The sequence below is a fragment of the Actinomadura sp. NPDC000929 genome (genome assembly GCF_040492065.1).
GTDB lineage: Bacteria > Actinomycetota > Actinomycetes > Streptosporangiales > Streptosporangiaceae > Spirillospora > Spirillospora verrucosospora.
Genome location: NZ_JBEUPA010000097.1, coordinates 1 through 25,040 on the forward strand (window position 1 = coordinate 1; position 25,040 = coordinate 25,040).

Consider the following 25,040-nt stretch of genomic DNA (forward strand, 5'->3'; position numbering starts at 1 on the left):
TGGGTTCTTCTTGGTCGATGAACCATCTACCGGAGACCTCACTGCGTCCGGCTCACAACACGCCGATGCTCACCCCACTTCGAAACACGCCCTAGGCGTCCTCGCAGGCGTCCGAGAGGACCTCCAGGAGGCGCAGCGGGTCGGGCAGCGGGCCGCGCGACGGCGGGCGCAGCCACGCCGCCTCGCGCCCGTACGGCAGGACGGACGGCGGCGCGACGACGTAGCTGTCGCGGCAGTGCCACCGCATCCCCGGCGTCTCGGCGACGTCCTCCGGGGAGCAGTCCAGCTGGCAGGACCACCACTCGTCCTCGTCGACGGGCGCGCCGCGCGTGGCGACGAAGAACAGGTGCCGGTCGCCCCCGAAAGACGCGACCGGACCGACGGGGAGGTCGTCCCGTGCGATCCGGTCGAGGGCGATGGTCCCGGCCGCGGCCGGTACGTCGAACACGTCGAACACCCGGCCCGTCGGCAGGATGATGTTGGCCTGCGGCCGCTCCGCCCACCAGCGTTTGATCACGGCCGCGTCGACGCTCGCCTGGTGCGCCCAGGCGGCCGACACCGGATGGGCGCCCGGGTCGGGACAGCCGAGGCGGTCGCACGAACACGCCCGGTCACCGCCCACCGGGGGGTGGGCGCCGGGATAGCAGGGCCATCCCAGTTCGGCGTACTCCCGCGCCGCCGCGGCCATCCGGTCGCGTGCCGCCCGCTGCCGTCTGCTCCCCGAGACCGCCAGCATCTCCGCCCCCCCAATACCCAAGGTCGCACGTGGGTTCTTGGTTAACGATGATGCCCGCCGGAGCGAACCCCGGACACGGCAACCCCGAGAAAACGACCCTAAGTGACTAGAGGGCCAGCCGGCGGGCCACCTCGGTGGCCCAGTAGGTGAGGACGATGTCGGCGCCGGCGCGGCGGATCGACGTCAGCGACTCCATGATCGTCCGCTCCCGGTCGATCCAGCCCTTCTCGGCGGCGGCCTCGATCATCGCGTACTCGCCGCTCACCTGGTAGGCGACCACGGGGACGTCGACGGCGTCGCGGACGCGGCGGACGATGTCGAGGTAGGGCCCCGCGGGCTTGACCATGACCATGTCGGCGCCCTCGTCGAGGTCGAGGAAGACCTCGCGGAGCGACTCGTCGGCGTTGGCCGGGTCCTGCTGGTGCGTGGACCGGTCGCCGAACTGCGGGGCACACTCGGCGGCGTCGCGGAACGGGCCGTAGTAGGCGGAGGCGTACTTCACCGAGTACCCCATGATGGCGATGTCGGTGTGGCCGGCGCCGTCCAGGGCCTCGCGGATCGCGCCGACCTGGCCGTCCATCATCCCGGACGGGCCGACGACCGCCGCGCCCGCCTCGGCCTGGGCCAGGGCGATGGAGGCGTACCGCTCCAGCGTGGCGTCGTTGTCGATCTCGCCGGACTCGGTGAGGATGCCGCAGTGCCCGTGGTCGGTGTACTCGTCCAGGCACAGGTCGGTCATGACCACGGTCGCGTCGCCGAGGTCGGACCTCAGGTCGCGCAGCGCCCGCTGGACGATGCCGTCCGGGTCGTCGGCGGCGGACCCCGTGCCGTCCTTCACGGCAGGGACGCCGAACAGGATGAGGCCGCCGACGCCGGCCTCGGCCGCCTCGTGGGCGGCCTTGCGCAGGCTGTCGCGGGTGTGCTGGAACACGCCCGGCATGGACGCGACCGGCTGCGCCTCGGAGATGCCCTCCTTGACGAACACGGGCAGCACCAGATCGGCCGGGCCGAGCCGGGTCTCGGCGACGAGCCGGCGCATCGCGGGCGTGCGCCGCAGCCGCCGCGGGCGTGCGACGGGGAACTGTGCAGACATGATCCCTCTGTGTCTCCGCTTCGGGGTCTACTTACGGCGCCGGGCGCCCCGGCGCATCTGGCTGGGCTTGCGGAGCGGGTCGCCCGCCTCGATCTGGGCCGCCCTCCGCCCGGCACCGTACTCCGCGAGAGCCTCCGCGAGAGCCGACACCGACGGAGTCTCGGCCATGACGTCGACGCGCAGCCCGTACTCCTCCGCCGTCTTGGCCGTCTGGGGCCCGATCACGGCGATCACGGTCACGTTGTGGGGCTTGCCCGCGATCCCGATCAGGTTCTTCACCGTGGAGGACGAGGTGAACAGCACGGCGTCGAACCCGCCGCCCTTGATCGCCTCACGGATCGGCGCGGGCGGCGGCGCGGCGCGGACCGTCCGGTAGGCGGTCACGTCCTCGCACTCCCAGCCGAGCTCGGTGAGCCGGGCGATGAGCACGTCGGTGGCGATGTCGGCGCGCGGCAGCAGGACCCGGTTGATGGGGTCGAGGTCCTCGTCGTAGGGCGGCCACTCCCGGGCCAGGCCCTCGCCGGACTGCTCCCCGGAGGGGACCAGGTCCGGGTGGACGCCGAACTCCACCAGCGCGGCGGCGGTCTGCTCGCCGACGGCGGCGACCTTCAGCCCGGCGAACGCGCGGGCGTCCAGGCCGTAGTCGGTGAACTTCTCCCGGATGGCCTTGACCGCGTTCGTGGAGGTGAACACCACCCACTCGTACCGGCCGGTGACCAGGCCCTTCACCGCCCGCTCCATCTGCTGGGGCGTGCGCGGCGGCTCGACGGAGATCGTCGGGACCTCGTCCGGGACGGCCCCGTACCCGCGGAGCTGGTCCGACAGGGAGGCGGCCTGCTCCTTGGTGCGCGGCACGAGGACCCGCCAGCCGAACAGCGGCTTCGTCTCGAACCAGGACAGCTTGTCGCGCCAGTTCACCACGTCCCCGACGATGATCAGGGCGGGCGCCTCCATGCCCTTGGTGTCGGACGCCAGCCTGCCCAGCGTGGAGACGACGGTCTCCTGCTCGGTGGTGGTGCCGAGGCTCGTCATCGCGGCCGGGGTGGAGTCGGGCCGTCCCGCCGCGACCAGGCCCTTGGACAGCTCGGCGACCGCGCCCTCGGCGCCGAGGACGACCAGGGTGGTGTCCGGGGCGGCGAACCGCTCCCAGTCGACGCCGCCCTCGGAGGCGTCGACGACGCGGATCTCGCGGTTCGCGGCGTCGGTCAGCGGGATGCCCGCGTACCCGGGCACGGCGGTCACGGAGGACACGCCGGGCACCACCTCGAACGGCACGCCCGCCTTGGCCAGCGCGCCGCCCTCGGCGGCGTAGTTGCAGGCCACTCCGGGGTCGCCGCGGAACAGCCGGACGACCCGGCGCCCCGCCTTGGCGGCCCGCGCGGCGAGCTTCACGGGGTCGCCGTCCGCCGTGTCGAGGATCTCGGCGTCCGGGCGGCAGTGGGTCAGGATCTCGGCCGGGCAGTGCGCGCGGCTCACGACGACGGTGTCGGCGCGCTCCAGCTCGGCGGCGGCCCGCAGGGTCAGCAGGCCGGGGTCGCCCGGCCCCATCCCGACGATCGCGACCGTCCCCGGGCCGGCCGTCCGGCGCGGCGCGGCCGGAGCCGCGCCCCTGGAGGGGCTGCCGGTCTTCGCGGCCCTCACGGGCCGGACGGTGCCGTCGGCGGTCGTCTGGTCGGCGGCGGTGGTCTCGTCGGCGGTCGGGTCGGTCTTGCTCTCGTCGGCGCTGCTCTTCGCCGTGGCGCTCTTCGCGGCGGGGCTCACTCTCGTTCCCCCATCAACTGGTCGGCCCCCTGCGCGAGCAGCCGGTCCGCGAGATCGCGTCCGAGCTGCTCCGCGGCGTCCGGGTGGCCGCTTGCGGACAGCCGCACCTGCCTGCTGCCGTCGTACGCCGCGACGGTCGCCGTCAGATGCAGCCTTTCATCTACTTCGGCAGCGTATGTTCCCACGGGCGCGGAGCAGCCCGCCTCCAGCACGGCCAGCACCGTCCGCTCGGCCGTGACGGCGCGCCGGGTCGCGGGGTCGTCGATCGTCCCGAGCAGGGCGCGCAGGTCGTCGCGGTCGGCGCGGCACTCCAGCGCCAGCGACCCCTGCCCCGGGGCGGGCAGCATCTGGTCGGGGTCGAAGACCTCGCTCACGGCGTCCAGCCGGCCGATCCTCTTCAGGCCCGCGTGCGCGAGCACCACGGCGTCCAGCTCGCCGTCGGCGACCTTGCGCAGCCGGGTGTCGGCGTTGCCGCGGATGGGGACGATCTCCAGGTCCGGCCGGAGCGCCCGCAGCTGCGCGACGCGGCGCGGCGAGCCCGTGCCGATCCGCGCGCCGCGCGGCAGGTCGGCGAGCTTCGCGGGGCCGCACAGTGCGTCGCGGGCGTCGTCGCGGGCCGGGGTGGCCGCGAGGGCGATCCCGGGCGTCTCCGACGTCGGCAGGTCCTTCAGCGAGTGCACCGCGAAGTCCACCTCGCCCGACAGCACCTTGTCGCGAAGCGCGTTGACGAACACGCCCGTCCCGCCGATCTGGGCGAGCAGGGCTTTGGAGACATCACCCTGCGTCGTTACCCCGACAAGCTCCACAGCATGCCCCGTGAGCCGCGACAACGCGTCGGCGACGCCCTGCGACTGGGTCGTCGCCATCAGGCTCTTGCGGGTGCCCAGCCGGAGCGGGCTCCTGCTCCCGGTACTCACGCTTCGTCTCCTTCGTGCGCCGGGACGGCGTCGCGGGCGCTGACCGCCCGCACGCTCGCGGCCTGCGCGTTCACCGTCTCGACGTTCACACCGTCCGCGGGCGGCCCGGCCATCGCCTCGGCCACGGTGTCGGGCATCGCCTCGGGCAGGGCGCCGGGCATCGCCTCGGACAGGGAGTCCTGTCCCGGCGCGGACGCGGGGCTGACGCAGTCGGCCTCCGCGCAGTCCGGATTCGGGTCCCAGGCCGTCGCGCCCTCGCGGACGTCGCCCTCTCCCATGTCGGCGCGGGCCACCGCCTCGGGGGCCTTCGGGTCCAGGTCGAACAGCTCGCGCAGCGCGTCGGCGTAGGAGTCGCCGCCCGGCGCCGCCGCCAGCTCCTTGACCTTGACGGTCGGCGCGTGCAGCAGCTTGTCCACGACGCGCCGCACGGTCTGCTCGATTTCTTTGCGGGCCCGGACGTCCATCTCCGGCACCCGCCCGCTCAGCCGGTTCAGCTCGGCCTCCACCACCCCGGCCGCCTTGCTGCGCAGAGCGACGACGGTGGGCGCGACGGCGGCGGCTCGGGCGGCGCTGAGGAACGCCTCGACCTCCGTGCACACGATCCGCCGCACGGCCTCGACCGCCTCCGGGCCCACGGCCTGCGCGGCCTCCTGCGCGGTCCGCAGGTCGTCGAGCCCGGCCAGCTCGACGCCCGGCAGGTTCCGCACGGCGCGCTCCACGTCGTGCGGGAGCGCCAGGTCGAGGAGGAAGCGGCGCCGTCCGTCCGTCCCGACCCCCTGGGCCGCGAGCTGCTCGGCGGTGATCACCAGGCCGGCGGCGCCGGTGCACGACACCACGAGGTCGGCCTCGCCGAGGGCCGCGTCCAGTTCCGCCAGCCCGATCCCGCGGGACGGGACGTCCAGCGACCCGGCGAGGCGCTCCGCGCGCGCGGGGGTCCGGTTGGCGATGGTGATCTCCCGCGCCCCGGCGCGGCTCAGCGTCGCGGCGGCCAGCGAGCTCATCGAGCCGGCGCCGACCACCAGCGCGCGGACGTCGCGGAGGGGGCCGAGGTGCCGGGCGGCGACGTCCAGGCCCACGCTGACCAGCGACGCGCCGGCCTTGTCGATCCCCGTCTCGTGGTGGGCGCGCTTGCCGACCCGCAGCGCCTGCTGCAGGACGTCGTGCAGGTCGCGGCCGAGGGTGCCCTCGTCCTGGGCCAGCCGGAACGCCTGCCGGATCTGCCCGAGGATCTGCCCCTCGCCGACGACCATCGACTCCAGCCCGCACGCCACCGCGAACGCGTGCTGGACGGCACGCTCCTCGTAGTGGACGTACAGGTGCCGCGACAGGTCGTCCATCGGGACGCCGGAGTGCAGGGCCAGCAGCTCCGAGATCGCCGAGACGCCGCCGTGGAACTTGCCGACGACCGCGTAGATCTCGACCCGGTTGCAGGTCGAGACGATCGCGGTCTCGGCGACGTTCGGGGAGGCGTGCACGGCGTGCAACAACTTGACGAGATCGTCACCGGCGACCGCGGCCCGCTCCAGCACCGCCACGGGCGCGCTTCGGTGGCTGAGGCCTACGACCAGAATGCTCATTCGCCGTCTCCAGCATCTTCCGAGTCTCCGCCCACCCGCGCCGTGCGAGCTCCTGCTGAGAAGGGGCCGTCCACGGCCCCTCGGTCCGCTCCACTTCCGGCCGTCGGTCGAACGGGGGCGATCCTCCACGCCCCCGGGTTTGCCCCCCTCATGCTTCCACCGTTTCCACGTAGTGCGCAGCACCGGCCGGCGTCTCGCCGGCCGCCAGCGGGGCGAAGCCGTCGGGGCCGCCCGCCTTGCGCTGCTCGTGGAACGCGAGGATCTGCAGCTCGATGGACAGATCGACCTTGCGCACGTCCACCCCGTCGGGCACCGACAGCACCACCGGGGCGAAGTTCAGAACGCTCGTCACGCCGGCGGCGACCACGCGGTCGCACACCCCCTGCGCCGCGCCGGCCGGGGTCGCGATCACGGCGATGGACACCCCGTGCCCGGCGATCATGTCCTCCAGCCGGTCGGTGTGCTCCACCGTCATGCCGGAGATCTCCTGCCCGACGATGGACTCGTCGGCGTCGAGCAGGCCCGCCACGCGGAAGCCGCGGGACGCGAAACCGCCGTAGCCGGCCAGGGCCCGGCCGAGGTTGCCGACGCCGATGATGGCGACGACCCAGTCCTGGGTGAGGCCGAGCTCGCGGGAGATCTGGTAGACGAGGTACTCCACCTCGTAGCCGACGCCGCGGGTCCCGTAGGAGCCGAGGTGGGACAGGTCCTTGCGGAGCTTGGCCGAATTGACGCCGGCCGCGGCGGCGAGCTCCTCGGAGGAGACGGTCGCGACGCCGCGCTCCTGGAGCCCGGTGAGGGCGCGCAGGTAGACCGGGAGCCGCGCCACGGTGGCTTCGGGGATTCCGCGGCCCGCGCGGTCGCGGTGCCGGTTCTGTCGAGGTGTCACGGCCTGCTCTTCGGCTCGACGGTGTGTCCCCCAGGTTAAGCCCTTGTGAATACGCGCACAAAGTGGGCCCCCGGTTCCGCGGACCGCGAGCGTTCGGGGCGACGTCCCAGAAACAACGTCAATCAGGGGCTTTTCAGCATACGGGCGAAGTGCCAGGAAGCGGCCGGGTGTGACCGACCAGACATGCCCGGGCACGTGCCCGGACGGCGGCGCGGGAACGGCCCGGCGCGGGCGGCTAGCGAAGGCCCGCGATCGCCGCGCGCAGGCGGGCCTCGTCGACGCGCCAGAAGTCGTGCTGGACGCCGTTGATCAGCGTGACGGGGATCTGCTCCCAGTACTGCTCGGTGTCCTGCTCGGAGAGCGTGATGTCGCGCTCCTCCCACGGCACGTCCAGGTCGCGGGCGACCCGCTCGATCACCGCGCGGGCCTCCTCGCAGAGATGGCAGCCGGGCTTGCCGAGCAGCGTGATCATGATGTCGCGCGCCACGTCACCTCCCGGGGAACTCCGGCGCCGGGAGCGGCACCTTGGCGGGGCCGAGCTTCAGCTCGATCACGTTCGTGGCGATCACGTGGGTGCGCGACTCGCCCAGGAAGCGCTGCAGGTGCGGCTGGCGGCGGTGCGCGGCGAACGCGGCCTGGTCCCGGAACAGCTGGTAGAAGATCCGCTGCGTGGGGCCGCCGACCACCTCGTGGCAGGCGAAGACCAGCGTCTCGGGCTCGGCCGCCAGCGCGGCCTTCACCAGGTCGGCGGCGAGCCGGTCGAAGGCCTCCTCGCGGCCGTCCAGCAGCGTGTAGACGGTGATCTGGCCGCACGCGTTCGCCAGGTCGCCGCCGAGGGCGCCGGGCTTGGCGAGACCGGCGAGCGGGGACCGGTCGAGCGGGCCGCCGAGCGGGCCGTCGATCGACGTGGCGCCCGCCGGGTCGCCGCCCGCCGGGAAGGCGGGCGGCGCAGGGATGCTGGTGTTCTCGGGGTAGCGCAGCTCCTCCGAAGCCGGCTCCGGGAAGCGCAGCTCGCCGCGCCGGGATTCGGGGGACGGGGTCGGCGCCGGGACGGGCTCGGCCTTGGCGCCCTGCGCGTAGCCCTGCTCCTCGTAGCCCGTCGCGGGCTCGTCCCCGTACTCGTCGTAGCCCTCGGCGTCCTCGTCGTAGACGGGGATCGTGCGCATCGAGCCGTACCAGACGAGGCCGGCGGCCGCGCCGAGCGCGATCACCGCGAGCGGGGCGGGCAGGAAGCCGCGGGTGCCGCTGACCACCAGGACGCCCGCGAGGGCGACCAGCGCCACCGGGATGAGCAGCTCGGCGGCCTCCTGGTCGCGCTTGCTGGCCAGCCAGGCGGTCACGCCGGTGCACCCCGCGAGCGCCAGCACGGCGACGACGTGCGCGCCGTCGACCAGCAGCAGCGGCAGCGCGTCGTAGGTGGCGCTCGGCTTCGGCAGGCTCTTGCCGAGCGTGCCCTTCAGCGGGTCCAGGATCAGGATCACGATCGCGACGACCGTGTAGGAGATCGTGAAGAGCCAGGCGCCGAACCGGACCTGCACGTACCGCGCGATCAGCTCGATCATGCCGAGCGCGAGCCACACCGGCCCGACCAGCGCGGCGCCGAGTTCCATGACGCGGAAGAAGGCGCCGTTGAACCCCATCATGAAGCCGAGGCTCATGGACAGCAGCGCGAGCGTGAGCCCGACCTGCGTGAACGACCAGGCGATCAGGTAGAGCAGCCGGTCCTTGTAGGCGCGCTGAACCAGCAACCCGGTGGCCGCCAGGGCACCAAGGGTCGCCAGCAACGCGAGAAGAGCATCGACCATCGCGCACCCATGGTGCCCGATCCGGGGGGTTGACGGGTAACCGCGGCCAAGGAACGCACCATTGCCTCGCGTACCTTTCGGTCTCTAGAGTGGCACTTCACGCCGGAGGTCGCGTAAGCCCCGAGGAGAACTGCATGAGCAGCTTGACCCTCGATGCCGGGGTCATCCCACTTCCTCGCCATTCTCGGAGCCCTCTCGCGCGTCCGGCCGACCGGGCCGGGGACCGCACCGCCGACCGCGCCGCCGACCAGGCCTCCGAGCGGGCCGAGATGCTCAAGGCGCTGGTCCTGCGGGCGCGGGACGGCGACGCCGAGGCGTTCGGCTCCCTCTACGACCACTACGTCGAGCTCGTCTACCGGTACGTCTACTACCGGGTCGGCACGCACCAGCTCACCGAGGACCTCACCAGCGAGACGTTCCTGCGCGCCCTCCGCCGCATGTGCGACTTCCACTGGCAGGGCAAGGACTTCGGGGCCTGGCTGGTGACGATCGCCCGCAACCTGGTCGCCGACCACTTCAAGTCCGGCCGCTACCGGCTGGAGGTCTGCACCGCCGAGCTGGTCGAGCCGGACCGCCCGCAGGAGGGCCCGGAGCGGGCCGTCCTGGACGCGATGACCAACCGGACCCTGCTGCGGGCCGTCCAGCGGCTGAACTCCGAGCAGCAGGAGTGCGTGGTGCTGCGCTTCCTGCACGGCCTGTCGGTCGCCGAGACCGCGTTGATCATGGACAAGAAGCCGGGTGCGATCAAGGCGCTGCAGTACCGCGCGGTCCGCTCGCTGGCTCGCATGCTCCCGGACGACCTGCGCGGATGACCGTGTCGCCCCGCCCCCCTGCGGGACCGCGCGGCCCTCAGATAGTTTATTAATGAACTTTCGGGCCGTAACCCGGCCCACCTACCGATCGTTCAAGCGGGCAGGAGCGCGCTCGCGCCACGAGTCCGCAAGGGAGCGGCCAGTGAGAACCCGGTGTTGACGAGGCGAGAGAAGATCACGGAGCAGGGGAACGCGCTGGCCCGGCTGCGGGAGAGCACCGCGGGACCGGACCCGCTTTTCCGCGCCGTGCTGCGCGAGCGGCTGATGGCGGCCGCGAGCGACAGGAGTGAGGACTGTCGCAATCACGGCCGCGGGGAGGGCCGCGGAGAGGCGGTTGACTAGGCTTCGCCTCATGCGGCGATTCTGGCAGTCCGGATTCTGGGGACGCGGCAAGGACGAGGACCACAAGAGCGCGGGGCAGGTGGCCGCCGCCGCGGCGGCCGAGCCCGCGCCCCTCCCCGCCCCCGACCCCGCCGCGGCGGCGTTCTTCGACGTCGACAACACGATGATGCGCGGCGCGTCGATCTACTACTTCGCGCGCGGACTCGCCGCCCGCAAGCTGTTCACCATGCGCGACCTCGCCATGTTCGCCTGGGGGCAGGCCGCGTTCCGGCTGCGCGGCAGCGAGAACTCCGAGCACATCGGCAGCGCCAAGGAGGCCGCGCTCGCGTTCGTCGCCGGGCAGAAGGTCAGCGCGATCGTCAGGCTGAGCGAGGAGATCTACGACGAGGTGATGGCCGACCGCATCTGGCACGGCACCCGCACCCTCGCCCTCCAGCACCTCGACTCCGGGCAGCAGGTGTGGCTCGTCACCGCCACGCCCGTCGAGGTCGCCCGGACGATCGCGCACCGGCTCGGCCTCACCGGCGCGCTCGGCACGGTCGCCGAGACCCGCGAGGGCCTCTACACCGGCCGGCTCGTCGGGAACCTGCTGCACGGGCCCGCCAAGGCGGAGGCCGTGCGGGCCCTGGCTCAGCGGGAGGGGCTCGACCTCGCGCGCTGCTCGGCCTACAGCGACTCGATCAACGACCTGCCGTTGCTGACCGCCGTCGGCCACCCGCACGCCGTGAACCCGGACGCCGAGCTGCGCGCCCACGCCCGCGACCACGGCTGGCCGATCCACGACTTCCGCACGGGCCGCAAGGTCACGATGGTCGCGCTGCCCGCCGCCGCGGGCGCCGGGGCCCTCGCGGGCGGCGTCGCGGCCGGCATCGCGCTGCGCCGCCACTACCGGACGAACTGACCGCCGCCGCTTCCCGGCATCGACCGGCGAACGCGACCTAACGCGTTTGTCCCCCACGTCCTACCCTGTCCCCGTGATCGTGGAGCTGAGGGTCCTGTCCGGGGTCGCCTGCCGGGGGCGGGACGTGACGAGCCCGCGCCTGCGCGGCCTGCTCGCGCTCCTCGCGGGCGAGCCGCGGGCGGGCGTGTCCGTCGCCCGGCTGGTGGAGGGGCTGTGGCCCGAGGAGCGTCCGGAGAATCCGGCCAAGGCGCTCCAGGTCGTCGTGTCCCGGGCGAGGTCGCAGCTGGGCGCGGACGTCGTCGCGAGCACGCCGACCGGGTACCGCATCGGCCTGGACGAGTCCGCGGTCGACGCCTCCGCGGTGGTGCTCGCGGCCTCCGCGAGCGCGCGCCGCTCCCGCAACGGCGACCACGCCGGCGCGCTCTCGCACGCCGAGGCGGGACTGGCGCTCTGGGACGCCCCACCGGAACCGGACGACGCGGACGATCCGGTCTCCGTCCTGCGCGCGGCCCGGATCCCGACCTACTGGGCGCTGACGCGAGCCCGCGCCCTGGCCCTCGCGCGGCTCGGCCGGCACGCGGAGGGTTTCGAGGCGCTCACCCGCGCCGTCCGGGAGTATCCGCGCGACGAGGAGCTGTTCGCGGAGCTGCTGCGGTGCGAGGCCGCGACGGCCGGGCCGTCGGCGGCGCTGGCGCGGTACGAGTCCTACCGGCGGTCGCTGCGCGACGACCTCGGCACCGATCCGGGAGGCGCGCTCCAGCGCGTCCAGCGGGAGCTGCTCCAGGACGAGGCGCCCCCCGTCCGGCGCGGCGTGGCGCACGAGCCGAACCCGCTGCTCGGCCGGGCCGGGGACCTCGCCGCCGTGCTCGACCTCGTGCGCGCGTCCCGCGTCACCTCGATCGTCGGGGCGGGCGGGCTGGGCAAGACGCGGCTGGCGAACGCCGTCGCGCGCGAGGCGCCGCAGCGGGCGGTGCACTACGTCCCCCTCGCCGGCGTCGCGCGGGACAAGGACGTGGCGGGCGAGGTCGCGTCCGTCCTCGGGGTCGGCGAGTCGCCGAGGGCCCACGGACGCGTCGGCGGGCCCGCCGACCTCGTCCCGGCGATCGCGGAGGTGCTCGGGCCCGGCTCGGTCCTGCTCGTGCTGGACAACTGCGAGCACGTCGTCGCGGGCGCCGCCGACCTCGCCGGCGCGCTGGTGTCGATGACGCGGGACCTGCGGATCCTCACCACGAGCCGCGCGCCGCTCGGGCTGTCGTCGGAGTCGGTGTACCCGCTGCCCGCGCTGGACCCGGCGACGTCGGCCGAGCTGTTCCGCCGGCGGGCGCACGCGGCGCGGCCCGGCGCCGCGCTGCCCGCCGGCGCGGTGGAGGAGCTGTGCCGCCGCCTGGACGGGCTGCCGCTCGCGATCGAGCTGGCGGCGGCGCGCGTCCGCGTCATGTCCGTGCCCGAGATCGCCCGCGGCCTGGACGACCGGTTCGCCCTGCTGCGCGGCAACGCGCGCGACGCGCCGTCCCGGCACCGGACCATGCGCGCGGTCGTGGACTGGAGCTGGAACCTCCTCTCCCCGCACGGCCGGGCGGCCATGCGGGCGCTGTCGGTCTTCCCCGGGGGCTTCACCGCGGACGCGGCCCGCCACGTCCTGGACGGCGGCGACGCGCTGGAGGTCCTGGAGGACCTCGTCGACCAGTCCCTCCTGGAACCCGTCGAGGGCGCCCCCGGGACGCGCTTCCGGATGCTGGAGAGCGTCCGCGAGTTCAGCGCGGCCCACCGGGAGGCCGAGGGGGAGACCGGCCGCGCGGTGGGCGGCCTGCTCGCCTGGGCGGGGGAGTTCGGCGCGGCGCACCACGACGCGCTGTTCGGCGCCGACCCGTTCGCGCGCGTCGAACGCGTGCGGGCCGAGCAGGACAACCTCCAGCAGGCGCTCCGCCACGGCCTCGACCGACGGGACGGCCCGGCCGTCGCGGCGGTGGCCGCCCTCCTCGGCGGGCTGTGGACCCTGGAGGCGGCCTACACCCGGCTGGCCGCCATGGCGGCGGAGACCGCCGGGCTCCTGAGCCGCCTGCGCCCCGGCCCCGGGGACGTCGAGGTCACGCGGACGGCGCTGACGCTCAACGTGCTCGCGACGGGCCTGGTCCAGGGGCCGCAGGCGACCCGCACGCTCGTCGCCCTGCGCCGCCTCCCGCCCGCGCCGCCGGAAGGCCTCGTCCCCGCGATGGCGACCGTGCTGGCCGCCCTGCCGGAGATCCTCGCGCCCGGCGGCTCCGTCCTGGAGGAGCTGTGCGGCCGGGACGAGCCGCTCGTCGCCGCCATCGCGAACTGCGCCGCCGGATACATCCGCGAACGGGACGGGGACGTGGCGGGCGCGCTCGCGGCGACCGAGGCGATGATCGGGGTCGGCTGCTCGCCGGACATCCCCTGGTGCCGGCTGCTCGCCCACTCGCGGCTCAGCGAACTGCTGATGCAGCTCGACCAGGCCGACCGGGCCCTGCACCATCTGCGGATATCGATGGAGCTGCTGGAGCGGTACCGGTGGCCCGACATGTTCGGGCTGATGTGGGCGCTCGCCTCGGCCCACGTCGCGCTGGGCGAGTACGACGAGGCCGAGCGGTGGCTCGACCAGTCGCTGGTCCACGGGCCGGACGAGTCCTTCGGCACGGCCTCCTTCAACCTGGGAGCGCGCGCGGAGATCGCCCTCGGCCGCGGCGACGCCGACACCGGTCTGCGCCTCTGGCGGGAGGCGGTGGAGCGGCTCGCCGCCGAGGACGGCCCGATGGCGCCGACCGGACTCGACCCGTGGACGCTGGAGGCCCACTGCGTCACCGTCGTCGCGCACGCCCGGCACGGGCGCGTCGACCTGGTCGAGGACATCGTCGCCGGGCTCCCCGCCAAGCTGGCGGCGCTGGCCGACGGCCCGCCGTTCCCGATGCCCGCCTTCTACATGGACCTGCCGGTCACCGGCGGTCTGCTGCTCGCGCTCGCCATGGTCGACCTGGCCCGTCCCGGCGCCGCGCCGGACGTCCGCAGGCGGGCGGCGCGGGCGATCGCGCTGGCGCGGCGCCTCCACCACGTCCGGTCGTTCCAGCCGACGATGTCCTCGGCGGCGGCCGGCCGCGCCGCCGAGGACGCCGACGGGCCGGCGTACTCCGACGCGGTGTCGGAGTACGCCGGCCTGGGCCGTGCGGAGCTGCTGGCCGCCGCCCGCGAGCTCGCGCGCGGGTTCTCGCGGGACCGGCGGGGCTAGCGGGGCGCCTTCCGGTCGAACAGCACCTTGGAGCAGGCGTAGCCGACGACGGCGAGGCCGGCGCACCACGCGACGGACACCGCCGCGTCCTGCCCGCTCGGGGTGCCGGTCAGCAGCCCCCGCAGCGTCTCGATCATCGGGGTGAACGGCTGGTACTCCGCGAACCACCGGACCCCGGCCGGCATCGACTCCGGCGGGACGATCGTGCTGCCGACGAACGGCAGGAACTGGATGATCAGCGGCGTGTTGCTCGCGCCCTCCGGGTTCTTGGCCAGCAGCCCGAGCATGACCGCGACCCAGGTCAGCGCGAACGTGAGCAGCACCAGCAGGCCGGCGGCCGCGAGCCAGTCCACCGCGCCGCCGCTCGTCCGGAATCCCATCGCGACCGCGGCGGCGACCACGGCGGCCGTGCTCAGCAGCGTCTGGATCATGCTGCCCGCGACATGCCCGGTGAGCAGCGACGACCGCGAGATCGGCATCGTCCGGAACCGGTCGACGATGCCCTCGGTCATGTCCACGCAGACCGACACCGACGTCGCCATGCAGCCGGACGCGACGGCCATCAGGATGATCCCCGGGGCGACGTACTGGATGTAGTCGCCCTTGGCCGCGCCGCCGACGCCCTCCCCGAGCGCGTTGCCGAACACGCCGACGAACAGCAGCATGATCATGATCGGCATCATCATCCCGCCGATCGTCAGCGACGGGTAGCGCAGCGCGTGCCGCAGGTTGCGGCGCAGCATCGTCGCGGAGTCGGCCGCCGCGTGCGTGAGCGTGGTCATCGCGAGGTCACCTTCTCGTGGTCCGTGCCCGTGAGGGCGAGGAAGACGTCGTCGAGGTCGGGGGTGTGCACGGACAGTTCGGCGACCTCGACCGAGGCGGCCTCCAGCCGTCCGAGCAGCGTCCGCAGGGAGGCGACGCCGCCGTCCCCGGGCACCTGGAGGGCGAGCGAGTCGTCGTCCCGCGTCACCGAGCCGAGCGTCCGCGCCGCCGCGTCGAGCGCCGCCAGGTCGGCGAACCGCAGCCGGACGTGCCCGCCCGGGACGAGCCGCTTCAGCTCCTCCGAGGTCCCCTCGGCGACGAGCCGTCCGCCGTCCAGGACCGCGATCCGGTCCGCGAGGTGGTCGGCCTCCTCCAGGTACTGCGTGGTCAGGAAGATCGTCACGCCGCTCCTGACCAGGCCGCGGATGAGCTCCCACATGGTCCGGCGGCTGCGCGGGTCGAGCCCGGTCGTCGGCTCGTCCAGGAAGATGATCTGCGGGGCGCCGATCAGCGTCATCGCGATGTCGAGCCGCCGCCGCATCCCGCCCGAGTACGTGCCGGCCTTCCTGCCGGCCGCCTCCACCAGGTCGAACCGCTCCAGCATCTCGTCGGCGGCCCTCCGCCCGGCGGCCTTGCCGAGCCGGTGCAGGTCCGCCATGAGGATCAGGTTCTCCCGCCCCGTCAGCAGCCCGTCCACGGCCGAGTACTGCCCGGTCACGCCGATCGCCCGGCGCACCCCGTCGGGGTCCGTCCGCAGGTCCCGTCCCGCGACACTGGCCTCGCCGCCGTCCGCGCGGAGCAGCGTGGAAAGGATGCGCACCGCCGTCGTCTTCCCGGCGCCGTTCGGCCCGAGCAGCGAGTAGACCGTCCCGCGCGGCACCTCGAAGTCGATCCCGTCGAGGACGGTCGTGTCCCCGAACGCCTTGCGCAGCCCGGTCACCTGGATGGCCGTCTGCCGTGCCTCGATGTTCATGCCCCGAAGCGTGCGCGCCCCCGGCTTCAGCCCGCTTTCACCCCGGTTTCGACCAGTCCGGGCGGCTGAAAGTCACCAGGCCAGAGGCAGCGTGTCCAGCCCCAGGACGAGGCTCGCGTGCTCCAGGGGCTCGGCGCCGGGGGCGACGCGGTAGTCCGGTATCCGGGCGTGCCATTCGCGCAGCGCGATCTGGAGTTCGAGCCGGGCCAGGTGCGCGCCGAGACAGCGGTGCGGTCCCGCGCCGAAGGCGAGGTGGCGGGCCGGCGGACGGTCGATGTCGACGGTGGAGGCGGCGGGCACGGCGCGGGGGTCGCGGGTCGCCATGCCGGTCGGCAGCATGACCATCTCCCCCGCCTTCATCGGGCAGCCGCGCACCTCGACGTCGCGGGTGAGCTTGCGGGCGGGCAGGACGGGCGCGTAGACGCGGAGGAACTCCTCGATCGCGTCCGGCACGACGTCGGGGTCGGAGGCGATGCGGGCACGGTCGGCGTCCTCCCTCGCCAGATGCCAGAAGATGTAGGACAGCTGGGCGGCGACGGTGTCGAGACCTGCGAGGAAGAGCAGGACGCACAGCTGGAGCAGCTCGTCGTCGGTGACGGGCCGCCCGTCGACGGCGAACCCGGTCGCGGCGCTGACCAGGTCTTCGCGCGGACGGGCGCGGCGGTCCCGGATCAGTTCGCCGAGGCAGGCCGTCAGCGCCCCCATGGCCTCGGCCCGGCCGCCGGTGGAGGGCCGCGAGTGCAGGATGGCGCGCTCCCACCCGAGGAACTCCTCCAGCCGCTCGGTCGGCAGGCCGACGAGCTCCAGGAAGATGGCGGTGGGGAAGAGGCGCGCGAAGTCGGTGACGAAGTCGCAGGAGCCGCGGGACGCGAAACCGTCGATCAGGGCGGCGCAGTGCCGGGTGATCCGCTCCCGGAGCACGGCGGCGGCGACGGGGGTGAAGAACGGCCGCAGTAACCGCCGCCACGTCGTGTGCAGCGGCGGGTCCAGCATGACCGGGATCCACTGGTGCGCCGGGTCGGGATCGATGACGGCGATCGCGCGGCTGGAGAACGTCCCCGGGTCCTGGAAGGCGGCGAGGATGTCGTCGTACCGCGTCAGCACCCAGAACCCCGGCCCGGCGGTGCTGCGGAACGCCGGATGCGTCTCCCGCAGCTCGTCCATCCGCGCGTGGGCCGTCCCGGCGGGCCGCGGCCCGGCGAACGGGTCGAAGTCCACCTGCGGGCCGCCTGCCTCGCCGCGTTCCGTCCCGTCCCGCATCACGGCCTCCCCACGGAGTGTGTCCCGCTGGCCAGGATGACACGCCTCGTCCGGGACGGCCCCCCGTCAGGAGGAGGACAGTTCAGCGGCGAAGAGGACCCGGACGCGGGACCAGGAGTCGACCGACCCCCGTCGTAGATCAACTCGGGGGATCCTACGTCGACGGCGCGGGTTTCGGCGCGGGACGGGCGTAAGTGGCGGTGATGAGGAGCGCCAGGAGCGCGGCCGTCAGGAGGAGGGTCCCCGGGATGCCCAGGGCGGGTGCGGCGAAGATCGTGAGGAACACCAGGACGGCCGTGGCGACGAGGAACCCCGGATGCGTGTTCATGCGCCGCATCGGGGCGTGCAGCGCCCACAGCATGACCAGCACGACGGCGACGGGGACGGCGACGGAGGCGGCCACCAGCCGGGCGCCCGCCTCGATGTGATGACCGGAGGAGGCCACCGCGGTCTCCAGGCCGGCGCCGAGGGCGGCGAGCGCGGCGAAGACGAAGTAGTGGCCGTATCCCCAGAGGAAGGACCGGTCGCGGCGCCGTTCCAGGCCCTCGCCCGCCGGCTCGGAGAAGTAGATCCACCAGATCGCGAACAGGATGGCGAGCCCGGCGAGGGCGATCGTGACGAGCTCGCCGCCCACGCCGCGCTTCACGGCGTCCTGCACCGCGTTCGTGGAGGCGAGCACGCTCTCCCCCAGCAGGATGATGGTGAACAGCCCGTACCGCTCGGCGATGTGGTGGGGGTGCCAGGTCGTCATGCCGGGCCGCTCCGCGACCGGCGGGACGGCCAGGTCGAGCGCCGCGCAGACGAAGAACACCCACATCGGGCCCTGGTCCGGCAGGGCGAGCCGCGCCACCCAGAACACCTGGACGACGGACAGGCCGATCGCGTACCGCAGGGCCGTGGCCCGGCCCTCGGGATGCGCGGCGGCCGCGCGCAGCCAGAGGGCGACGAGGCCGACCCGCATGACGAGGTAGCCGATCGTGACGGTGGTGAAGTCTCCGTCGAACGCGTCGGGGACCCCGGCCGCGAGGACGAGGACGCCCGCCATCTGCACGAACGTCAGGAGCCGGTACGGGACGTCGTCGGTGTCGTAGGCGGAGGCGAACCACGTGAAGTTCATCCACGCCCACCAGATCGCGAAGAACGTCATGAGGAACGGCGCGAGCGAGTCGCCCACGTGGCCGCTCTCGACGGCGTGGGCGAACCGTCCGGCGGCCTGGGAGACCGCCGCGACGAACGTCAGGTCGAAGAGCAGTTCGAGGGGGCTGGAGACGCGGTGGGGTTCGCCCAGGTCGCGAGCGACCATGCGGCTGCGGAGCGGCATGGCGCACACTCTAGGGCCGCCCACGGCCGGTCAGAGAAAGGCGGGGCCCCGGCGCAGCAGCGTCTCGTAGAGCATGTGCTGGACGTTCTCACGCACATGGTCGGTGATCTCGAAGACCGTCATGGGGTCGTCGGCGGCGTCCGCGTCGTAGCCGTCCAGCGTCATCGGCTCGCCGAACCGGATCACCCACTTGGACGGGAGCGGGACGAGCCCGGCGGGGCCGAGCAGCGGGAACGTCGGCGTGATCGGGAAGTAGGGGAGGCCGAGGAGGCGGGCCAGCGGACGCAGGTCGGCGATCTTGGGGTAGATCTCCTCGGCGCCGACGATGGCGCAGGGCACGATCGGGACCCCGGCGCGCAGCGCGGTGCCGACGAAGCCGCCGCGGCCGAAGCGCTGGAGCTTGTAGCGCTCGGAGAAGGGCTTGCCGACGCCCTTGAAGCCCTCGGGGAAGACGCCGACCAGCTCGCCCTTGGCGAGCAGGCGGGCGGCGTCGGCCTGGCAGGCGAGCGTGTGGCCGGCCTTGCGGGACAGATGACCGAGCAGGGGGATCTGGTAGACGAGGTCGGCGCCGAGGAGGCGGACCTGCCGGCCGGCGTGGTCGTGCAGGGCGACCGACAGCATGAGCGCGTCGAGAGGGATCGTGCCGGAGTGGTTGGCCACGAGGAGGGCGCCGCCCTCGGGGATGTTGTCCAGCCCGTCGAGCTCGACGCGGAACCAGTGCTCGTAGAGGGCGCGGGCCAGCGGCAGCAGGACGGTGGAGTTGAACTCGGGGTCGTAGCCGAACTCGTCGATCTCGTACTCGCCCGTCAGCCGGCGCCGCAGGAACGCCAGCCCGGACGCCAGGGCCTGCTCGAACCCGCCGCGCTCGGGCGGCCGGTCGTCGCCGGGCGGTTCCCCGCCCGGGGCGTCCTCGCGGACCGAGGCGAGCCGGATGACCTGCGCGCCCTCGTCGTCCCCGGGGTGCGCGTCGTCCATCATCTCGGCTCTCCTCTCAGGCGGGTCCAAACGGGTCAGGTCCGTCCCAGCAGGGCCGTCAGGCCGCCGCGGACGAAGCCGCGGGCGGCGGCGAAGTCGGCGAAGGCGGCCTCGGAGCTGTACTTCGGGTGCCACGCCAGCTCGCGCTCCAGCGCGGTGGTGTCGAGGACCCGGCCGTAGGTCAGCCAGCGCAGCAGCTCGGGCGAGAACCCCGACAGGCCCGCGAAGCGGCGCCCCATGTCGCCGAGGACCGCGATGGACGGCGACGGGACCGGCAGGTAGGGCCGCCCGGCCCGGCGCAGGGCCTGCGACAGCAGCAGCACGCCGTCCCCGGCGACGTTGTAGCAGCCGGGGTGGTCCTCGACCGTCATGCGCCGCAGCACCTCGACGCCGTCGTCCTCGTGGACGAACTGCAGCCGCGGGTCGAACCCGAGCACGGTCGGGACGACCGGGAGGCGCAGGTACCGGGTGAGGGGCGAGTCGACGCCGGGCCCGAGGAAGTTCGCGAACCGCAGCACCGACACGGCCAGGTCGGAGCGTCGCCGCATCAGCCCGCGAACGTAGCCCTCGACCTCGACGGCGTCCTTGGCGTAGCCGGACCTGGGCGCCTCGACGGGCTCGTCCCGCTCGGTGAACACGGCCGGGTCCATCGGAGAGGAGCCGTAGACGGCGGCCGACGACCGGACGACCAGCTTGCGCATGTCGGGCGAGCGCTGGCAGGCCGCGAGGAGCTGCATCGTCCCGATGACGTTCAGCTCCTTGACCTTCGCCCGCGGAACCGACGAGGACGTCACCAGGTTGAGGTGCACCACCGTGTCCACCGCGGCCGACGAGATGATCTTTGCGATGCCGGGCGTGCGGATGTCGACCCGGACGAACTCGGTGCGGCCGAGCGACTCGGCCGGCGGCACCGTGTCCACCCCGATGACACGCTCGATCCCCGGGTCGGCTTGCAGGGTGTTCGCGACCCGCGCCCCCAGGAAACGGGAGACGCCCGTGACGAGGACGACACGGGCCGCGGCGGCGGGCATGGACGACACTGGGCCCTACCCCTTCACGGCTGGACGGCCGGTGTGGTCGCTACTTCTTGTTGCGGCGCTGGATGCGCGTCTTCTTCAGAAGCTTGCGGTGCTTCTTCTTGGCCATCCTCTTGCGGCGCTTCTTGATGACAGAGCCCACGGAACCTCGCTCGGAGTCTCGGGTGATGTGCAGGAGACCTGCGTGCCGCCGGAGAGCGAGTCTCGGTAGGCGCGCACGGTCCGAGGCCCCAGGGTACCGCTGCGTGGGTGGAGATCATGCCGCGGCCTGCCCCGCGGCCCGGGGACGACCGGCGCGGACGGCGGCCGGCACCGCGCGTCGCACGGCGCCGGGCACCGTCCCTTCCGGGCGGGCGTGGCCGCCGGCCATCGCCCGTCCGTTCGGTGTCCGGACCGCTCTGCCGGTCCTCGTCCTTCTTCCCCAGCTTCGGGACGGCCCCTCGGGGCCCTCCCGACGCCCCCTGCGCGGCCGGGTGCTGAGTTCGCGGCGGGGTCATGCCCCGCCCCTACCCGTTATCCGGCTTCGATGTACGCGTCGCGCAGGTAATCGTGGACGGCCTGCTCGGGAACCCGGAACGAGCGGCCCACGCGGATCGCGGGGAGCTCGCCCGAGTGGACGAGGCGGTAGACGGTCATCTTGGACACCCGCATCACCGCCGCCACTTCGGCGACGGTCAGGAACCTGACCTCACTGAGAGGTCGCTCGCCTGAGGTCATCGGACGCCCTCTTCCACACGTGCCGCGCACCGGCCCTTCGGGTGACTTTGATCACGCACGTGTACTTCCTCCAGCGTAAATCGCGTACCGGCAGTCGCAAGAGGGGAGTTCCGCACATTTCCGTACCCGACCTGACCCCGGGGATACAGTGCTGATTCCTTACAGAGGGTGGACGCGACGGCACCGCGCGTGTCGCGACGAAAATTTGTCAACCAAAACCACGAAACGACCTTCGGTTCCGCAGCGTCAGATGCCTCTCGGCAAGCCCATGCGCCCCGTTACGGCAACCCTGTCACAGGGCGTGACAGGCGAGCGGTCGCCACCCAGGCGTCCCCACGGAGTAAGCCTCCGGATCGGGGGCTCAGCCGGACGGCCGCAGGCCCGCGCGATCAAGGATGTAGGCGGTCAGGGGCGCGTAGTGGGGCGCGGAGACGCCGTCGTCGAGCGGGACCACCACGTCGATCTTGCCTTCGGCGGCCCCGGCGAACAGGGCCGGGTCGTTACAGTCCGCGAACCCCACGGTGTCGATGCCCGCCTGCCCGGCCGCTCCGGCCCACCCGTGGTCGGCGATGGCCAGATCCGGCCAAGTATGTGGTTTAGCTTCCACATTTTCCCCGAACCCGCTATCGGCCAGCTCGCTGAGCATGGCCTCCATCGGGCGCGAGTCGTGCGTGTGGTGCGTGCGGAGGTCCTCGCCCTCCAGCATCGCGACGCCCGGGGCGGCGTAGACGATGCGGCGCAGCTCCGAGCCGCCGTACCCGGCGTCGACCTCGTAGGTCCAGCCGGCCGCGGGCGTCAGCACCCGGCAGCCCGCCTCCTCCAGCGCCCGCGCGACCGCCTGGTACAGCGGCGTCAGCGTGGACGGATGCCCGGTCGCGAGGAGCACGCTCTCCCCGCGCCGGGCCGCGAGGCCGATGCGCTCCCCCATCGCCTCCAGCGTGTCGAGCGTGATCTCGGGATCGATGGTGTCGTCCCCGTACAGGTGCATCGGATCGGGGTGGACGCCGCACCGCTCCACCATCATCTCCAGCACGGACCGCTCCGACCACGAAGGCTTCAGCTCCAGGCCGAACTGGTAGTACGGGTTGCCGTTGGCCATCCGCCGGTAGTGCAGCAGGTTGTTCTGGCGCGGCGTGGCCACGTCGCCGGCGATCATCGTCCGGACGAGGTGGGCGCGCAGCTCGTCCCTGGTCGGCGCCGGGCCTCCGGACGCCGGAGCGGGCCGGTTCACTCGTCGGTCATCGGGTCGAGGCCGTGCTCGGGGAACACCGCGCGGCGCGTCGCCAGGACCGCCTGGTCCACGGGGCTGCCGGGGTCGTACCCGTCTCCCCACCTGCTGATCTCCACCGTCTCCGTCCCGTCCGTCATGCGGCGCGGGGCGATCTCCTCGGTCCGCTGCCGGACGAACTCGCGCCAGTCGTCCGGGGTCGCGGTGCCCGGCGGGACGGGGCCGCCCGCCGCCTCGGCGAGCAGGTGCGTCCACGCCCGCGGGACGACCTGCACCAGCTCGTAGCCGCCGCCGCCGGTGAGGACCCACCGGCCGCCGGCCGTCTCGTGCGCCAGCCGGTGCAGCATCGCGTACGCCGTCCGCTGCCCGTCCACGCTGAGGATCAGATGGGCGAGCGGGTCGAGCGCGTGGCCGTCGGCGCCCTGCTGGGTGACGAGGACGTCCGGGCGGAACCGGCGCAGCAGCGGCGGGACGATCGCCTCGAACGCGCGCAGCCACGGCCGGTCGCCGGTGCCGGGCGGGAGCGAGATGTTGACCGAGGTGCCGTCCGCGCCGGTCTCGTCGGGGAAGCCGGTGCCGGGGAACAGCGTCCGCGGCGACTCGTGGAGGCTGATCGTCAGCACGCGCGGGTCGTCGTAGAAGGCGGCCTGGACGCCGTCGCCGTGGTGGACGTCGATGTCGACGTACGCGACGCGCTCGGCCCCGTTCTCCAGGAGCCACGCGATCGCGACGGCCGGGTCGTTGTAGACGCAGAACCCGCTGGCGGCGTCGCTCAGCGCGTGGTGCAGACCGCCCGAGATGTTCGCGGCGTGCTCGGCGCGGCCCGTCCACACCGCCTCGGCGGCGGCCACCGACGCGCCCGCGACCAGGGCGGACGCCTCGTGCATGCCGAGGAACACCGGGTTGTCGGGGGTGCCGAGGCCGTGCCCGAGCTCCGGCAGCCCGGTGGCGCCGGAGTGCTTGACCGCCGCGATGTAGGACTCCTCGTGGACGAGCCGGAGCAGCTTGTCGTCCGCGGCCTCGAACGCCGAGACCCGCACGTTCGGGCGGTCCAGGACGCCGAGCCCGCGGGCGAGCGCCATCGTCAGCTCGACCCGCACGGGGTTCATGGGATGGCCGGGGCCGAAGTCGTAGGAGATGAGCCGCTCGTCCCAGAAGATCTCCAGGCCGCAGTTCTCGGGACCGGCGGACTGGGACGAATCGGAACTGCTCATGACCTCACGGTATCGCGCAGGGCATGTGACCTGGCCCACAGGCTCCCGCCCCGCGACGCCCCGCCCCGAGCCCGCCGCCGCAACATATCTGTGACGTGAGTTACATGCCGGAAACGGGCATACATCCGTCAGGCAGATATCTCCTCCGGGGGGTGCAAATGGACGGCGACCCGAGCGTTCGAAGCCGAGCGATCAGCAACGCGCTCCGTCTGAGCGTCCGCCCGTTCCTGCACTACATGCCCGGCCACGCGACGAGCATCCGCACCGCGCGCTCGACGGTGGACGCCGCGTCCCTGCTGCTGCGGCACAGCCCGAACGTGCGGGTCGAGTCGCTGAACGCCCCCGCGCCCGGGGACGACGGCGGCCTCCCGGTCAGGGGCGAGTGGATCGTTCCGCGCGACGCCGCGGAGGAGAACGCCCCCGGCGCCGTCCTCTACCTGCACGGCGGCGGCTACGTCTTCTGCTCGCCCCGCACCCACCGCCCCATCACCTCGCGGCTCGCGCTCGACACGGGCCTGCCGATCCTCGCCCCCCGGTACCGGCTCGCGCCCGAGCACCCGTTCCCGGCGCCGCTGGAGGACGCCGTCGCCGCCTACCGCTGGCTGCTCGCGCGGGGCGTGCCGGCGTCCGGCATCGTCCTCGCGGGCGACTCGGCGGGCGGGCACCTGTCCGCCGCGCTGACCGGCGAGCTGTGCCGCCAGGGCCTGCCGGGCCCGGCGGGGCTCATGCTGTTCTCCCCGTGGGTCGACCTGACCTGCGAGCTGTCGATGGGCGCGCAGAGCCGCGCCCGCGACCCCTACATCAGCGCGTCGTCGGCGCGCCGGGTCGCCCGCCTCGTCGTCGGTCCGACCGGGTTCGCGGACCCGCGGCTGGCCCTGCTGACCTGCGCCTGGAACGACATGCCGCCCGTCCTCATCCAGGTCGGCGGCGCCGAGGTCCTGCGCACCGAGGCCGAGGCGTTCGCCGACGCCCTGCGCCGCGCCGGCGCCCACTGCGACCTCCAGATCTGGAAGGGGCAGATGCACGTCTTCCAGATCCTGAACCGCGTCCTCCCGGAGGCGAGCGCCGCCATGCGGGACGCCGCCCACTTCGTCCGGACCGTCACGGGCGGGACGGGCAAGCACCCCCGGGCGAGGAAGCGCTCCAAGGCCGCCTAGTCCCGGCGGTCCGGCCGCTTCGCCAGGAGTCCGGCCAGCAGAGCGGCCGCGTGGTCGGCCATGAAGCGCGGGACCCGCGCCCTGAGCAGCGCCCTGTGCAGGGCGGACGCCGGGAGCGGCATCTCGCTCGGACGTTCGCGCCGTTCATCCATCCGGGCCCCCAGAACTCCAAGATCAAATCGATGGTAGCCGGGTGCCGCCGGCCATGCCGCCGAAATAGTGATCTTTTCCTACGCCCCGCACGGACCTCGTCACGCTCAGTCCGCATCGCGCGGCGTCACTCCGCAGGCTTCTCGCTCGGCGCGCCCTTTCGCTTCCCGCG

23 protein-coding genes are annotated in these 25,040 nt (G+C 73.5%); 4 read left to right on the top strand and 19 right to left on the bottom strand.

The window, feature by feature from the left end; all coding sequences use genetic code 11:
* Positions 1-91: 91 nt before the first annotated feature.
* The 8 genes from ABWI04_RS28010 to ABWI04_RS28045 form a co-directional block, all read right to left on the bottom strand.
* Positions 92-736: a bifunctional DNA primase/polymerase gene (locus tag ABWI04_RS28010; RefSeq protein WP_353834314.1), complete on the bottom strand. Its 645-nt coding sequence runs from the start codon at positions 734-736 to the stop codon at positions 92-94.
* Between the two features lie 106 nt (positions 737-842).
* A complete protein-coding gene (gene hemB / locus ABWI04_RS28015) occupies positions 843-1,829 on the bottom strand; it encodes a porphobilinogen synthase (protein WP_353834315.1) in 987 nt (328 codons plus the stop codon).
* Between the two features lie 27 nt (positions 1,830-1,856).
* The gene (locus tag ABWI04_RS28020; RefSeq protein WP_345185819.1) at positions 1,857-3,386 is read right to left on the bottom strand and encodes a bifunctional uroporphyrinogen-III C-methyltransferase/uroporphyrinogen-III synthase; all 1,530 of its coding nucleotides are present in this window, start codon (positions 3,384-3,386) and stop codon (positions 1,857-1,859) included.
* Between the two features lie 200 nt (positions 3,387-3,586).
* A complete protein-coding gene (hemC, locus tag ABWI04_RS28025; protein WP_502913177.1) occupies positions 3,587-4,456 on the bottom strand; it encodes a hydroxymethylbilane synthase in 870 nt (289 codons plus the stop codon).
* Positions 4,457-4,503: 47 nt separating this feature from the next.
* Positions 4,504-6,084: a glutamyl-tRNA reductase gene (locus tag ABWI04_RS28030; RefSeq protein ID WP_353834316.1), complete on the bottom strand. Its 1,581-nt coding sequence runs from the start codon at positions 6,082-6,084 to the stop codon at positions 4,504-4,506.
* 148 nt (positions 6,085-6,232) lie between these two features.
* Positions 6,233-6,973, bottom strand: a complete 741-nt coding sequence (locus ABWI04_RS28035; protein WP_345185792.1) for a redox-sensing transcriptional repressor Rex — start codon at positions 6,971-6,973, stop codon at positions 6,233-6,235.
* Positions 6,974-7,208: 235 nt separating this feature from the next.
* Positions 7,209-7,445 carry a glutaredoxin family protein gene (locus ABWI04_RS28040; RefSeq protein ID WP_345185816.1) on the bottom strand — a complete coding sequence of 79 codons (237 nt, stop codon included), beginning with the start codon at positions 7,443-7,445 and terminating at the stop codon, positions 7,209-7,211.
* A 16-nt stretch (positions 7,446-7,461) separates the two neighbouring features.
* Positions 7,462-8,778 (bottom strand): putative quinol monooxygenase, encoded by a 1,317-nt coding sequence (locus ABWI04_RS28045; protein ID WP_353834318.1) that lies wholly within the window; start codon positions 8,776-8,778, stop codon positions 7,462-7,464.
* Positions 8,779-8,912: 134 nt separating this feature from the next.
* On the opposite strand from ABWI04_RS28045, the gene ABWI04_RS28050 reads away from it, so the two are divergent.
* The 3 genes from ABWI04_RS28050 (at position 8,913) to ABWI04_RS28060 (ending at position 14,074) form a co-directional block, all read left to right on the top strand.
* Positions 8,913-9,590: a sigma-70 family RNA polymerase sigma factor gene (locus tag ABWI04_RS28050; protein ID WP_353834319.1), complete on the top strand. Its 678-nt coding sequence runs from the start codon at positions 8,913-8,915 to the stop codon at positions 9,588-9,590.
* A gap of 352 nt (positions 9,591-9,942) precedes the next feature.
* Entirely contained in the window at positions 9,943-10,833 is an 891-nt protein-coding gene (locus ABWI04_RS28055; protein ID WP_345185784.1) for an HAD family hydrolase, read from the top strand.
* Positions 10,834-10,906: 73 nt separating this feature from the next.
* Entirely contained in the window at positions 10,907-14,074 is a 3,168-nt protein-coding gene (locus tag ABWI04_RS28060) for an ATP-binding protein (protein WP_353834320.1), read from the top strand.
* Here ABWI04_RS28060 and ABWI04_RS28065 read toward each other — a convergent pair.
* From ABWI04_RS28065 to ABWI04_RS28110, 10 genes are all read right to left on the bottom strand, one after another.
* Positions 14,071-14,856 carry an ABC transporter permease gene (locus ABWI04_RS28065; RefSeq protein WP_345185773.1) on the bottom strand — a complete coding sequence of 262 codons (786 nt, stop codon included), beginning with the start codon at positions 14,854-14,856 and terminating at the stop codon, positions 14,071-14,073. The genes ABWI04_RS28060 and ABWI04_RS28065 overlap by 4 nt on opposite strands.
* On the bottom strand, positions 14,853-15,809 hold the full coding sequence (locus tag ABWI04_RS28070) for an ATP-binding cassette domain-containing protein (RefSeq protein WP_345185771.1): 957 nt from the start codon (positions 15,807-15,809) through the stop codon (positions 14,853-14,855). Before ABWI04_RS28070 ends, ABWI04_RS28065 begins: the two co-directional genes overlap by 4 nt.
* 72 nt (positions 15,810-15,881) lie before the next feature.
* Positions 15,882-17,069, bottom strand: a complete 1,188-nt coding sequence (locus ABWI04_RS28075) for a cytochrome P450 (RefSeq protein ID WP_353834321.1) — start codon at positions 17,067-17,069, stop codon at positions 15,882-15,884.
* A gap of 154 nt (positions 17,070-17,223) precedes the next feature.
* The gene (locus ABWI04_RS28080; RefSeq protein WP_353834322.1) at positions 17,224-18,390 is read right to left on the bottom strand and encodes a low temperature requirement protein A; all 1,167 of its coding nucleotides are present in this window, start codon (positions 18,388-18,390) and stop codon (positions 17,224-17,226) included.
* 30 nt (positions 18,391-18,420) lie between these two features.
* A complete protein-coding gene (locus ABWI04_RS28085; RefSeq protein WP_345185763.1) occupies positions 18,421-19,368 on the bottom strand; it encodes a lysophospholipid acyltransferase family protein in 948 nt (315 codons plus the stop codon).
* 32 nt (positions 19,369-19,400) lie between these two features.
* The gene (locus tag ABWI04_RS28090; protein WP_345185812.1) at positions 19,401-20,396 is read right to left on the bottom strand and encodes an NAD-dependent epimerase/dehydratase family protein; all 996 of its coding nucleotides are present in this window, start codon (positions 20,394-20,396) and stop codon (positions 19,401-19,403) included.
* A 49-nt stretch (positions 20,397-20,445) separates the two neighbouring features.
* On the bottom strand, positions 20,446-20,544 hold the full coding sequence (locus tag ABWI04_RS28095; protein WP_018654693.1) for a 30S ribosomal protein bS22: 99 nt from the start codon (positions 20,542-20,544) through the stop codon (positions 20,446-20,448).
* A gap of 371 nt (positions 20,545-20,915) precedes the next feature.
* Positions 20,916-21,119 (bottom strand): helix-turn-helix domain-containing protein, encoded by a 204-nt coding sequence (locus ABWI04_RS28100; protein ID WP_021591693.1) that lies wholly within the window; start codon positions 21,117-21,119, stop codon positions 20,916-20,918.
* Positions 21,120-21,480: 361 nt separating this feature from the next.
* A complete protein-coding gene (locus tag ABWI04_RS28105; protein ID WP_353834323.1) occupies positions 21,481-22,350 on the bottom strand; it encodes a phosphatase in 870 nt (289 codons plus the stop codon).
* The gene (locus ABWI04_RS28110; protein ID WP_345185756.1) at positions 22,347-23,561 is read right to left on the bottom strand and encodes an acetoin utilization protein AcuC; all 1,215 of its coding nucleotides are present in this window, start codon (positions 23,559-23,561) and stop codon (positions 22,347-22,349) included. Before ABWI04_RS28110 ends, ABWI04_RS28105 begins: the two co-directional genes overlap by 4 nt.
* A 158-nt stretch (positions 23,562-23,719) precedes the next feature.
* On the opposite strand from ABWI04_RS28110, the gene ABWI04_RS28115 reads away from it, so the two are divergent.
* Positions 23,720-24,718: an alpha/beta hydrolase gene (locus ABWI04_RS28115; protein ID WP_345185753.1), complete on the top strand. Its 999-nt coding sequence runs from the start codon at positions 23,720-23,722 to the stop codon at positions 24,716-24,718.
* Here the strand turns inward: ABWI04_RS28115 and ABWI04_RS28120 are convergent.
* Positions 24,715-24,870, bottom strand: a complete 156-nt coding sequence (locus ABWI04_RS28120; protein ID WP_353834324.1) for a hypothetical protein — start codon at positions 24,868-24,870, stop codon at positions 24,715-24,717. The genes ABWI04_RS28115 and ABWI04_RS28120 overlap by 4 nt on opposite strands.
* Between the last annotated feature and the right edge of the window lie 170 nt (positions 24,871-25,040).